Consider the following 11,888-nt stretch of genomic DNA (forward strand, 5'->3'; position numbering starts at 1 on the left):
ACGATCATCCAGAGTTGCAGCAAGCACCGGGAAACGCATCTTCCCGTGGGTGACGAGTCCCACCAGCGCGGGACGGGGCGCGTCGGGGATCGTGGACGGGTGCCGCCGCAGCCCCTCGCACCCCACGACGCCCACCGCGCCGTCGACCTGGCCCTCCGGGCAGGCGAGCTGCTCCTGTCCGCGGGGGCCAGCGCCGCCGAGGTCACCGCGACCTGCACGGTCGTGGCCCGGTCCTGCGGCCTCCGGCGGGTGGAGTGCGACATCACCTTCACCTCGATCACCGTCTCCGGCCACGCCGCGCAGGACGCAGGGCCCGTCAGCGGGCTGCGCCTGGTCCAGCAGCGCGAGCTGGACTACTCCCGCGCCACCGCCGTCCACAACGTGGTCGGCGACCTCGCCGCGGGGCGGGTCACCCCCGCGGAGGCCGACCGCCTGCTCGAGCGGGTCGCCGCCAGCCCGCAGCCCTACCGGCGCTGGGTGGTCACGGGAGCCCGGGCGCTGCTGGCGGCCGCGGTGGCCGTGCTGCTCGGCGCCGGTCCCGCGGTGACCGCGGCGGCGTTCGGGGCGACCGTGCTCGTCGACCTCGCCATCGACCGGCTGGGCCGCCGCGGGCTGCCCGCCTTCTTCCTGAACGCCGTCGGTGGCCTGATCGCCACGGCGGTCGCCCTGGCGCTGGTCGCCGCCGACATCGGCGTCCGCCCGTCGCTCGTGGTCGCCGGCGGGATCGTCCTGCTGCTGCCCGGTGTCACGCTCGTCGGCGCGGTGCACGACGCCATCACGGGCTTCTACGTGACGGCGAGCGCGCGGGCCTTCGAGACGTTCCTGCTCACCGCCGGGATCATCAGCGGGGTCGCGGTCGGCCTGTCGATCGGCGTGCGGCTCGGCGTCCCGGTCGCGATGTGGGACCCGCCGTCCGGCGGCCTCGGCGACGTACCGCTGCAGCTCGCCGCCGCGGCTGCGATCTCGGCCTCCTTCGCCGTCGCCAACCACGCCCCCCGGCGCACCCTGCCCCCGGCCGCGGCCGCCGGCGCGCTCGGCTGGGCGGTCTTCGTCGGGCTGGACGCGCTGCGGCTCTCGGTCACCATCGCGACCGCGGCCGCCGCCGTCGTCATCGGCCTGGGCGCGTTCGCCCTGGCCGGCCGGCAGCGCGTCCCCGCGCTGGTCTACGTCGCCGCCGGGATCATCCCCCTGCTGCCCGGGCTGGTGATCTACCGAGGCCTCCGCCGGCTGACCGAGGGCGACACGATCGGCGGGATCACCCTGCTGGGGACGGCGATCACCATCGGCCTGGCCCTCGCCGCGGGGTCGCTGCTCGGCGAGTACGTGGCGCAGGCCCTGCGGCGGACCCGCCTTCCCGGCGAGCGGCGCCTGACCGGCCTGGTCCAGGCCCGCGCGGCACGCCCGAGGAGCCGCCCGCAGCGCGCGGGCCAGACGGCGCACACCTGACTCCGCGGACCCGTGTGAACGGTGGGACAGGCCGCGGCGGGGGCCGTGCGCGCCTCCGGCTCCGCCGCTCGCGCCGGACCTACAGTCCGGCTCGTGGCGGGGAACGGGGCGGCGAGCAGGTTCGTCGGTGACCCGCAGCCGGTGGAGATCCACCACCGCGGGATCTGGTACTCCGGCGAGCTGCTCGGCTGGCGGCACACGCCCGACGGCCGGGTCTCCGCGCGCGTGCGCTGCACCGTCGACGGGCTGCGGCACTCGACGTGGAAGGACCTCGCCGAGCTGCGCCTGCCCGATCCGGCGCACCCGCCGCGGCGCGAGCCGTTCCCGGCGGCGCCGGCCCGGCCGCTGCGCACCGGGGCGCCCGTCCCCGACCAGGACCGCACCCGACCGCACACGCTCCTCGCCGCGCTGACCACCCGGCCCCGCCCGCCCGCGCACGCGGTCACGCCGCCGGCCGCCGAGCCCGCCGTCCCGACGCCGGGTCGGGCACACGACGCCGGCGCGGCCCGCCGGCCGCGCCCCACGCCGTACCGCCGGACGCCCCGGCAGGAGGCCCACCGGTCGCGCGAACCGCTCGACGTCGGTGAGCGCCTCGGCCCGCGCTGAACCGGCGCCGCGCCCCGAGCACGACGAAGGCCCGGTCCCTGGGGGACCGGGCCTTCGTGGTGGTAGCGGGGACAGGATTCGAACCTGCGACCTCTGGGTTATGAGCCCAGCGAGCTACCGAGCTGCTCCACCCCGCGTCGGTAGAACCAGCGTACCAGCTCCCGGGGTGGGTGGGCGCCCGGGGGCACCCACCCACCCGCGAGACGGGGGTCAGTCGGCGGCGTCGGCTGCGGCCTGGGCCTCCTGGTAGGCGGTCACGGCCTCCTGCAGGTCCTCGAGCGCCTGACCCTGACCGGCGAAGTCACCCGCCCGCTGGGCGTCGGCGAGCGCGGCCAGGGCCGCGTTCATGTCCGCCACCGCGTCCGCCAGCACCGTGGCGGTCGGGGTGTCCCCGCCGCCGTTCGCCGGCGGCTCGGCCGGCGCCGGGTCCTCCGGTGCCGGCGTCTCGGGCAGGTCGCCGGACGCGTCGCCGTCGGCACCGGTGTCGTCGTTGTCGGTGGCCGATTCCCCGGCCCCCGGCCCGAAGACCTGGTCCAGCGCCTGGGCGAGGGTGTCGGCGTAGCCCACCCGGTCGCCGTAGTTCACCAGCACCTTGCGCAGCAGCGGGAAGGAGTTCTCCCCGGTGCCCTCGACGTAGAGCGGCTCGACGTAGAGCAGGCCGCCGTCGCCGATCGGCAGGGTGAGCAGGTTGCCGAACACCGGTGTGGAGTCCGCGCTCCGGAACAGGTTCAGGTCACGCGCGACCTCGTCGTTGGTGTTGAACGACTGCTGCACCTGCTGGGGTCCGCGGAAGGGCGTGTTGCCCGGGAGCCTGAGCACCTGCAGCTGCCCGTAGGTCTCCGCGTCGCTGGACGCCGAGACGAACGCCGAGAGGTTCTGCCGGTTGAAGGCGTTCAGCGCGCTCGTCAGCTGGAACGACGCGCCCTCCTCGCCGGGCCGCTCCGCCAGGATGTAGTACGGCGGCTGGGCCTGGTCGGTGTTCTGCGTCGGGTCGTCCGGGATCTGCCACCGGTCGTTGCCGCTGTAGAAGTTCTGCGGGTCGTCGACGTGGTAGCGCGTCAGGATGTCCCGCTGCACCTTGAACAGGTCCTCGGGGTAGCGGATGTGGTCCACCAGCCCCTCGGGCATCTCGTCCCTGGGCAGCACGACACCGGGGAAGGCCTTCATGAAGGTCTTGAGGACGGGGTCCTCGGTGTCCCACTCGTACAGCCGCACCGTGCCGTCGTAGGCGTCGACCGTCGCCTTCACGGAGTTGCGGATGTAGTTGAAGGTCTCGTTCGGCAGCGCCGTCGTCCCGGTGCCGGTGAGGGCGTCGGCCGCGGCCTCGCCCAGCTGCATCTGCTCGGCGTAGGGGTAGGAGTCCGACGTCGTGTAGCCGTCGAGGATCCACTGGATCTCGCCGTCGATGACCGCCGGGTAGGGGTCGCCGTCGATCTCGAGGAACGGCGCGACCTTCTGCACCCGCTCCCGCGGGTCGCGGACGTAGAGGACCTTGGACTCCTCGTTGACCGCGCTGGAGAGCAGGAAGTTGCGCTCCCGGTAGTGGATGGCGAAGGCCAGCTGGCGGAAGAAGCTGCCGATCTCGACGCCACCCTCGCCGTCGTAGGTGTTGTTGATCTGCCGCTCGTCGGACCCGCCTTCGGGCAGGTCGAACTCGCGCGGCTCGGTGCCCTCGGGGGCCCCGACCACCGAGTACACGTCCTGGCCGTTGATCTGGATCAGCTCGCCGTAGTAGATGCGCGGCTGCTCGACGTCGATGTTGCCGCGGGTCGGCAGGTCGCGGGTGGTGAACCGGGGCTCGCCGCCCTCCTGGCCGGCGACGACCTCGTTCGCCGGCGCTGCCACGAAGCCGTTGCCGTGGGTGTAGACGGTGTGCCGGTTGATCCAGGTGTCCTGGTTCTCCGACAGCCCCGAGCTGTTCAGCTCGCGGACCGCCACCACGTAGTCGCGGGTCTCGCCGTCGATCGTGTACCGGTCGATGTCCAGCTTCTCCGGGAAGCCGTACACGTTGCGGATCTGCTGCCGCGCGGTGAACGTGTCGGAGAGGACGTTCGGGTCCAGCAGGCGGGCGTTCGGGATGGTCTCGGAGTCCGCCCGCAGGTCGGCCAGTGCCGCCTCGGGGTCGACCTCGTCGCCGGTCGCGTCCTGCGCGTAGTCGACGTAGTCGATCTCGGCGAGGTCGTAGGCGTCCCGCGTCGCCGTGATGGCCCGCTCGATGTAGGGCTCTTCCTTCTCGTTGGCGCTGGGGCCGACGACGAACTGCTGGACGATCGCCGGGTACGCGACGCCGATCACCAGGCTGGAGACCAGGAGCAGGACCAGGGCGGCAGCCGGCAGCAGGAAGTTGCGGACGACGATGTTGGCGAAGAACGCGAGGGCGCAGACGGCCGCCACGAAGACCAGGATCGTCTTGGGCGTCAGCAGCGCGTTCACGTCGGTGTAGCTGGCGCCGGTGAAGACGTCACCGCGGTTGGAGTAGACCAGCCCGTACCGGTCCAGCCAGTAGGCGACGGCCTTGAGGGCGAGGAAGACGCCCAGCAGCACCGAGAGCTGCACCCGTGCGGCGCCGGTCAGCTTCTGGCCGGGGGTCTGCAGCCGCAGCCCGCCGAACACGTAGTGGGTCAGCAGCGAGCCGATGAGCGCCAGGATGACGATCGCGAACCCGAAGCCCAGCAGCAGCCGGTAGAAGGGGTAGTCGAAGACGAAGAACGACAGGTCGACGCCGAACTGCGGGTCGGTGCGCCCGAAGTCGGTGCTGTTGCGGAACGACAGCCACGTCTCCCAGCTGCTCTGCGCGGTGAACCCGGCGAAGAGCCCGAGGACGACGGCGATGCCGGTGAGCACCAGGCCGCGGCGCGGCTCGAGGGACTGGCGGTAGCGCTCGAGGTTCTGCTGCTCGAGCGACATCGGCCGGAACGTGGGGCGGAAGCGGTAGGCCAGGTACATGGCCAGCGCGGTGAGCCCACCGGTGGCCACGCCCGCGACGGCGAAGAGCAGCGCGCGGGACTGGAGCTCGGTCCAGAACACCTCGGTGAAGCCGGTCTCGTCGAACCACAGGTAGTCGACGTAGACGTTGGTGAGGGTGCCGACGGCGGTGAACAGCACCAGCAGCACGGCGATGGCGCCGATGACCAGCTTCGCGCGCCGCGACAGCGCCGGTACCGGCACGGGGGGCCGCATGGCCACGAGCGGTCTCCTTCAGTTGCAGGCGTGGCCATCGGCCACGCGGTGATCGACCGCGGGGGGTCGGGTTGTGCTGCGCCGGGCATGCCCGACCTCATGGACAACGCACCGGACGCCCCGGGGTTCCCGGGCGTGCGTCGCGGCACGGACCAGGATGCCCCGGTTCAGCAGCCCTCCGGTGTCCGGCCGGCGCGGACGTCGGCCAGGGCCGCCAGCGCGTCGTCCAGCGTGGCGACCCGCGCCATCGGCACGCCGGCGTCAGGGGCGGCCAGCGCCTCGGCGCAGTTGGCGGCCGGGACCAGGAAGAGCTCGGCGCCGATCTCCCGGGCGGCGACCATCTTCAGCGGGATCCCGCCGATGGGGCCGACGTTCCCGTCGAGGTCGATCGTGCCGGTGCCCGCGATCACCGCGCCGCCGGTCAGGTCCTCCTCCCCCACCAGCTCGAGGATGCCGAGGGTGAGCATGAGGCCGGCGGAGGGGCCGCCCACGTCGGCGACCTGGATGTCGACGTCGAACGGCGCGTACGGCTGGTCGAGCACGTTGATGCCCAGCATCGACCCCTCGCGCCCCTCGGCCGCCTGCGTGGTGACCGTCGCGGTGCCCGGCTCGCCCAGGCGCGTGTAGCCGATCGTGACCGGCGTCCCGGGCGGGATGCCGGCGAGGACGTCGGCCAGCACCTCGGTGTCGGGTACCGGACGGCCGTCGACCGTCTCCAGGGCGTCGCCCTCCTCCAGCGCCCCCTCCGACGGGGACTCCTCGGGCACCTGCCGCACCACGACCTTCTGCGGGTAGCCGAGCTCGCCCAGGGCGACGCTCTCCGCCGCCGCCTCGGAGGTGAGGAACGCCTGGCGGTTGACCTCCCGGGTCTCCTCCTCGCTCCGGTCGGGCGGGTACACCGACTCCTCGGGGACGACGCTCACCTCGTCGTCGAACCAGCCGCGCACGGCCTGCACGAGGCTCAGGCCGCCACGGCTCACGCCGACGGTGGTCAGGGCCAGGTCGCCCTCGACGTCGTTGCGCTCCCGGCCCTCCACCGCGATGATCGGCTCGCCGTCGATCTCGCCGAGCGTGTCGAACGTGGGGCCCGGGACCTGCGCGACGTAGGGCACCGGCACGCTGGTGCCCAGCACGCCGAACAGCAGCAGGAGCACGGCACCCACGCTCAGGACGGCGTTGCGACGGGTCACGAGGGGCGAGCCTAGAACCCCTCCCTGGACGGCGCCGTCGCCCCCGAGGCCCTCGGCCCCGTCCGGCAGCCCCGCCCCGGGAGCCAGCCGCCCGGGGCGAACGGGTCCCCCGGGGGAAGATCGCACGTCTACCGTGGACGCATGAGCGACGTCCCGTTCGGCTTCGGCCCTCCTGACCGCGACCCCGAGCGCCGCGAGCCCGGCCGCGGTGACCAGGGAGGCGACCCGTTCGGCCTCGGTGCCCTGTTCGGCGGCATGGCCGGCGGCGGCTCCCCGGAGGACGTGCTCGGCAAGATGCCGCTCTTCGCGGAGCTGCAGAAGCTCATGAACTGGTCGGGTGGCCCGGTCAACTGGGACCTCGCCCGGCAGGGTGCGATCAGCCAGCTCGCGGCCGGGCACCAGCCGTCGTCGGAGCAGGAGCGCACCGCGACCGCGGAGTCGCTGCGGCTCGCCGACCTCTGGCTGGACCAGGTCACCGAGCTGCCGTCGGGCATCGAGCGCACCGCCGCCTGGTCGCGGGTCGAGTGGGTGGAGCAGACCCAGCCCGCGTGGGCGGCGCTCATCGACCCGCTGGCCGAACGGGTGGTGTCGGCGATGACCAGCGCCCTCCCGCAGGAAGCGGCGATGTCCTTCGGTCCGATCGCCGGGATCATGGGCCGCATGGGCGGCATGATGTTCGGCGCCCAGGTGGGCCAGGCCCTCGGCTCGCTGGCCGGCGAGGTGCTCACCAGCACCGACGTCGGCCTGCCGCTCGCGCCCCCCGGCACCGGCGTGCTCGTGCCGCAGAACCTGGCGGCGTTCGCCGAGGGCCTCGACCGCCCGGCCGACGAGGTCCGGCTCTTCGTGGCGCTGCGGGAGGCGGCCTCCCAGCGGCTGTTCGCCCACGTCCCGTGGCTGCGCCAGCAGCTGCAGGACGCCGTGCACGCCTACGCCCGCGGCATCACCATCGACCGCGAGGCGATCGAGCGGGGCATCAACGAGGCCATGGCCGGTGGCATGGGCGCGGGCCTGGACCCCGGCGACCCCGAGAGCATCCAGCGCCTCCTCGGCAGCGGAGTGCTCGAGCCCGAGGAGACCCCCGAGCAGCAGATGGCGCTGCGCCGCCTGGAGACGCTGCTCGCCCTGGTCGAGGGCTGGGTGGACGCGGTCGTCGCGGCCGCCGCGGCCGACCGGCTGCCGGGGCACGACGCCCTGGCCGAGACGATGCGCCGCCGCCGGGCCTCCGGCGGCCCGGCGGAGCAGACCTTCGCCACGCTCGTCGGGCTGCAGCTGCGGCCGCGCCGGCTGCGCGACGCGGCGACCGTCTGGGGCGCCATGGGTCAGCAGCACGGCAGCGCGGACCGCGACCGCCTGTGGTCCCACCCCGACCTCCTGCCGACGTCGGAGGACCTGGACGAGCCGCTGGACTTCGTCGCCCGCCAGGGTCTCGACGACGAGCTCGCCGCGCTGAACGCCGACGACGCCGAGCGGGCGCCGAGGCGGCCGGGCGACGACGAGGGCGAGGACCGGCGGGAGCTGGGCGGCGAGGGCTAGCCGCTCACCCGTCGACGTCGGACGGGGGTTCGGCCCCGGCCGCACCCGCGGTCGCGGCCAGCTCGACGCCCTCGAGGAAGCCGCGCGCCCGCTCGGCGCGGGGGTACTGCGCCACCAGCGCCCAGAAGCGCTCGTCGTGCCCGGGCTCGATCAGGTGCACCAGTTCGTGCACGAGCACGTAGTCGACGACGTACTCGGGCATCGACTGCAGCCGGCTGGAGAGCCGGATGGTCCGGTCGGCCGGCGTGCAGGAGCCCCAGCGGCGGTGCTGGTTGTCCACCCAGCGCACGCTCGCCGGCTCGGCGAGGCCGTCGAGGTGGGCGGCCGAGAGCGCGCGCGCCCGCGCCAGCAGCTCGGCGTCACCCCCGAGGGAGCGCTTGCGCCGCTCCTCGCGGGTACGCAGCTTGGCCACCATCTGGGCCACCCAGCGCTGCTCCTCCGCCGGGCTGAAGGCGGCCGGGATGAGCACCACGGTGCGCCCGAGCTCCCGGTAGGCGGTCACCGTGCGCCGCCGGCGGCTGCTCCGCCGGACCTCCACGACGTCGCCGTCCGCCGGTTCAGGCAGGGCGCTCGCATGAGGAGTCGTTCGGGGCACGAGGAGACCGTAGGACACCCGCGGTGCGTGACGCCTGCGCGGAGCCACCCTCTCGGGTGCAGGTCGCACGGACGGTGGACATCGGCACCGCTCCAGCCGGTGACGAGGGCGGCCGGATGGAGGAGATCCACACCCGCACGGGGACGTCTGCGCTGGTGGGCGCGGTGCCGGGCGTCACCGCGGGTGGCCCGTCCCCGACCCGTCCCCCGGTTCCGCACAGCGACACGCCACACCGTCCCCATGGCATCCACAGCCCTGTCCACAGCTGTGGGGAACGTGCTGCCACGGACCACCCCGGGCCCCGCGGCGGAGAGCCCGCCGACGGTCCGCGCCGGCGGCCCCCGGGTAGCGTTCCCGCCCAACGGTGCCCGGCGTGCGAGCCGAGGCGCCCCGGAGACGAGGAGATCCCGTGGCGGAGAGCTACAACGGCTACTGCGTGAAGTGCAAGGAGAAGCGCGACTTCGACGGCGAGGTCAAGGTGAGCGAGTCCGGTCGGCGCATGGCCCAGGGCACCTGCCCCGTCTGCGGCACCAAGATGAACCGGATCCTCGGCAAGGCCTGAGGCATCCGCGGCGGCGCCCCGGGGCGGGGCGCCGCCGTCGTCGTCCGGGGGCCTGTGGACGACGGCGCCCTCCCCGCCCGAGGGCTGCCACCCTGCGGGGGTGAGCGACAACGCCCATCCCCTCCTCCCCGCGGCGATCCCGATGCTCGCCGGCGACGCCGGGAGCGTCCAGGTCGGCGGGGTCGACTCCACCGACGGTCTGCTCCTCCTGCAGCCGGCCGCGGGGCTGGTGCCCGCGCTCCGCGCCCTGGACGGGCGGCGCTCGCGACGGGCCGTCCGTGCCGAGGCCGCCGGCGAGGGTCTGCCGGCGGGGCTCGTGGACGCGGCGGTCGACGCGCTCAGGTCCGCCGGGCTGGTCCGCGACCTGGACCCCGCCGACCTGCTCGCGATCGGGCCCGGCCCGGCCGCGGCCGCACGCGCGGCGGTGGAGCTGCCGGCGGCGGGCTCCTCGCCCGGTGCGGCCGGCTGGCGCGCGCGGCGGCGGGCCACCGTGGTGGTCGAGGGCGCCACGCGCGTCGGCACCCCGCTGGCCGCCGTCCTGGCCGCGAGCGGGATCGGGCGTGTCGTGGTCCGCGACCCGGGTGTCGTCACCGCGGCCGACGCGGTCGTCGGTGGCCTGACCGCCGCCGACGAGGGGCGGCCCCGCGCGGTTGCGGCGGCCGACGCGGTCCGCCGCGCCAGCCCGCAGACCGATCTGGGGCCGCTCCCACCCGGCCTCCGCCCCGACGTCGTCGTCCTCACCCGGCCGTGGGCGGCCTCCGACCCGCTGGTCCCCGAGGTGCCGGGCCCGCACCTGGTCGCCACGGTGCGCGGGGAGACCGGCGTCGTCGGGCCGCTCGTGGTCCCGGGCGCCAGCAGCTGCCTGCGCTGCGGCGACCTGCACCGCCGGGACGCCGACCCGCGCTGGCCCCGGCTGGCCGCCCAGCTGACCGCCACCGAGCCCCCGCCCAGCGGCGCCACGCTCACCTGCCTGCTCACGGCCGTGCTGGCCGCCGGCCAGGTGCTGGCCTGCGTCGACGGGCGCGGCACACCGGTCACCCTCGGGGGCACGGTCGAGCTGCGCCCGCCCGACCTGGTGCCCCACCTGCGGCGGTGGCCCCCGCACCCGGACTGCGGCTGTGGCGCGGCGGCGGCCGCGGACGACCCGTCCGAGCAGGGTGCGGGCCGCCCTCCCGGCGGGACCCCGGCCAGTCGGGCGACAATGGTCACCGAGCGAGCTCTCGGGCTCACCGGACACGACACGGCGCCGTTCCACCCGGCCGCCGGCGAGGAGGACGCGTGAGCGACGAGCGACCGGTGATGCCCCGGGGGTCGGTCGGGCGAACGGCACGGCTGGCGTCCCTCCCCCTGGGGGCCGCGGGCCGCGCCACGATGGGCTTCGGCAAGCGCCTGTCCGGGCAGTCGGCGGACACGGTGAACGCCGAGCTGCAGCAGCGCACCGCCGAGCAGCTGTTCGCCGTGCTGGGGCAGCTCAAGGGCGGCGCCATGAAGCTCGGCCAGACGCTCTCGGTGTTCGAGGCCGCGGTGCCCGAGGAGATGGCGGCGCCGTACCGGGAAGCCCTCACCAAGCTGCAGGAGGAGGCGCCCCCGATGCCGGTGCGGACCGTTCACGCGGTCCTCGCCCAGCAGCTGGGTGGCACGTGGCGCCAGCGGTTCGCCGAGTTCGACGACGCCCCGGCCGCCGCCGCCAGCATCGGGCAGGTGCACCGCGCCACGTGGCGGGACGGCCGTGACGTCGCGGTGAAGATCCAGTACCCCGGCGCGGCGACGGCGCTGATGAGCGACCTCAACCAGCTGGCCCGGTTCGCCCGGCTGTTCGCCGCCGTCTTCCCCGGGCTCGACGTCAAGCCGCTCATCGCCGAGCTCAAGGCCCGCGTGGTGGAGGAGCTGGACTACGGCCTGGAGGCCGACGCCCAGCGGGCGTTCGCCGCCGCCTACGCCGGGGATGCGGAGATCGCCGTCCCCCGGGTGGTGGCCAGCGCTCCCAAGGTCGTCGTCTCCGAGTGGATCGACGGCACCCCGCTCTCCCGGATCATCGCCACGGGCAGCCGGGAGCAGCGCGACCGCGCCGGCCGGCTGCTGGCCACCCTGCACTTCTCCGCGCCGCAGCGCGCCAGGCTGCTGCACGCCGACCCGCACCCGGGCAACTTCCGGATCCTGCCCGACGGCCGCCTCGGCGTCATCGACTTCGGCGCGATCGCCCGGCTGCCCGACGGGCACCCCGAACCGATCGGGCGGCTGCTGAACTGGGCGCTGGACGGCCGCGCGGCGGAGGTGCTCGCCGACCTGCGGACCGAGGGGTTCGTGCGGCCCAGCGTGGACGTCGACCCCCAGGCGGTGCTCGACTACCTGCGCCCCCTGCTGGAGCCGATCGCCGGTCACCACTTCCACTTCACCCGGGCCTGGATGCAGGAGCAGGCCATGCGGATCGGCGATCCGCGGACCGAGGCCAACCGGCTGGGCCGGCAGCTCAACCTGCCACCGGCCTACCTGCTCATCCACCGGGTCTCGATGGGCTCCATCGGGGTGCTCTGCCAGCTCGACGCGGCGGCCGACTGGCGCGCGATCCTGGAGGAGTGGCTTCCCGGGTTCAAGAAGTAGCTGTCGGGGGCCGGACGACGATCGTCCGGCCCCCGACAGCGGAGGGGTCGTCCCGAGGCTCGCCCCGAGCGTGCGAGGGGTGAGGAGGACGGCGGCCCCGTCCCGAGGCTCGCCCCGAGCGTGCGAGGGGTGAGGAGGACGGCGGCCCCGTCCCGAGGCTCGCCCCGAGCGTGCG

At 74.8% G+C, this 11,888-nt stretch carries 9 protein-coding genes and 1 tRNA gene; 6 read left to right on the forward strand and 4 right to left on the reverse strand.

Annotated features, from left to right (window positions below; genetic code table 11):
* The first annotated feature begins 99 nt into the window (after positions 1–99).
* Both ACI79P_RS01510 and ACI79P_RS01515 read left to right on the forward strand, forming a co-directional pair.
* Positions 100–1,446 (forward strand): threonine/serine ThrE exporter family protein, encoded by a 1,347-nt coding sequence (locus tag ACI79P_RS01510; protein WP_456579272.1) that lies wholly within the window; start codon positions 100–102, stop codon positions 1,444–1,446.
* Positions 1,447–1,539: 93 nt separating this feature from the next.
* On the forward strand, positions 1,540–2,052 hold the full coding sequence (locus ACI79P_RS01515; RefSeq protein WP_456579273.1) for a hypothetical protein: 513 nt from the start codon (positions 1,540–1,542) through the stop codon (positions 2,050–2,052).
* Positions 2,053–2,112: 60 nt separating this feature from the next.
* On the opposite strand, the gene ACI79P_RS01520 is transcribed toward ACI79P_RS01515, so the two are convergent.
* The 3 genes from ACI79P_RS01520 to ACI79P_RS01530 form a co-directional block, all read right to left on the reverse strand.
* Positions 2,113–2,189: transfer RNA gene (locus ACI79P_RS01520), tRNA-Met, on the reverse strand.
* A 73-nt stretch (positions 2,190–2,262) separates the two neighbouring features.
* Positions 2,263–5,232 (reverse strand): UPF0182 family membrane protein, encoded by a 2,970-nt coding sequence (locus tag ACI79P_RS01525; protein WP_456579282.1) that lies wholly within the window; start codon positions 5,230–5,232, stop codon positions 2,263–2,265.
* Positions 5,233–5,399: 167 nt separating this feature from the next.
* On the reverse strand, positions 5,400–6,422 hold the full coding sequence (locus ACI79P_RS01530; RefSeq protein ID WP_456579274.1) for a YlbL family protein: 1,023 nt from the start codon (positions 6,420–6,422) through the stop codon (positions 5,400–5,402).
* A 141-nt stretch (positions 6,423–6,563) separates the two neighbouring features.
* Here ACI79P_RS01530 and ACI79P_RS01535 point away from each other — a divergent pair, with 141 nt between their 5' ends.
* Positions 6,564–7,955 (forward strand): zinc-dependent metalloprotease, encoded by a 1,392-nt coding sequence (locus ACI79P_RS01535; RefSeq protein ID WP_456579275.1) that lies wholly within the window; start codon positions 6,564–6,566, stop codon positions 7,953–7,955.
* A gap of 4 nt (positions 7,956–7,959) precedes the next feature.
* On the opposite strand, the gene ACI79P_RS01540 is transcribed toward ACI79P_RS01535, so the two are convergent.
* Entirely contained in the window at positions 7,960–8,550 is a 591-nt protein-coding gene (locus ACI79P_RS01540; RefSeq protein ID WP_456579276.1) for a M48 metallopeptidase family protein, read from the reverse strand.
* Positions 8,551–8,959: 409 nt separating this feature from the next.
* Between ACI79P_RS01540 and ACI79P_RS01545 the strand changes: the two genes are divergently transcribed.
* The 3 genes from ACI79P_RS01545 to ACI79P_RS01555 all read left to right on the forward strand — a co-directional run bounded on the left by ACI79P_RS01545 (position 8,960) and on the right by ACI79P_RS01555 (position 11,713).
* Positions 8,960–9,112 carry a DUF5679 domain-containing protein gene (locus ACI79P_RS01545; protein ID WP_012950213.1) on the forward strand — a complete coding sequence of 51 codons (153 nt, stop codon included), beginning with the start codon at positions 8,960–8,962 and terminating at the stop codon, positions 9,110–9,112.
* 100 nt (positions 9,113–9,212) lie between these two features.
* The gene (locus ACI79P_RS01550) at positions 9,213–10,394 is read left to right on the forward strand and encodes a ThiF family adenylyltransferase (RefSeq protein ID WP_456579277.1); all 1,182 of its coding nucleotides are present in this window, start codon (positions 9,213–9,215) and stop codon (positions 10,392–10,394) included.
* Positions 10,391–11,713 carry an ABC1 kinase family protein gene (locus ACI79P_RS01555; RefSeq protein ID WP_456579278.1) on the forward strand — a complete coding sequence of 441 codons (1,323 nt, stop codon included), beginning with the start codon at positions 10,391–10,393 and terminating at the stop codon, positions 11,711–11,713. The genes ACI79P_RS01550 and ACI79P_RS01555 overlap by 4 nt, the downstream gene beginning before the upstream one ends.
* Positions 11,714–11,888 lie beyond the last annotated feature (175 nt).

The sequence above is a fragment of the Blastococcus sp. SYSU DS0510 genome (assembly GCF_054050835.1).

Excerpts from the sequence above, each read along its gene's own strand:
- ACI79P_RS01525 (WP_456579282.1), bottom strand. The coding sequence starts at position 5,232 with ATGCGGCCCCCCGTGCCGGTACCGGCGCTGTCGCGGCGCGCGAAGCTG.
- ACI79P_RS01535 (WP_456579275.1), top strand. The coding sequence starts at position 6,564 with ATGAGCGACGTCCCGTTCGGCTTCGGCCCTCCTGACCGCGACCCCGAG.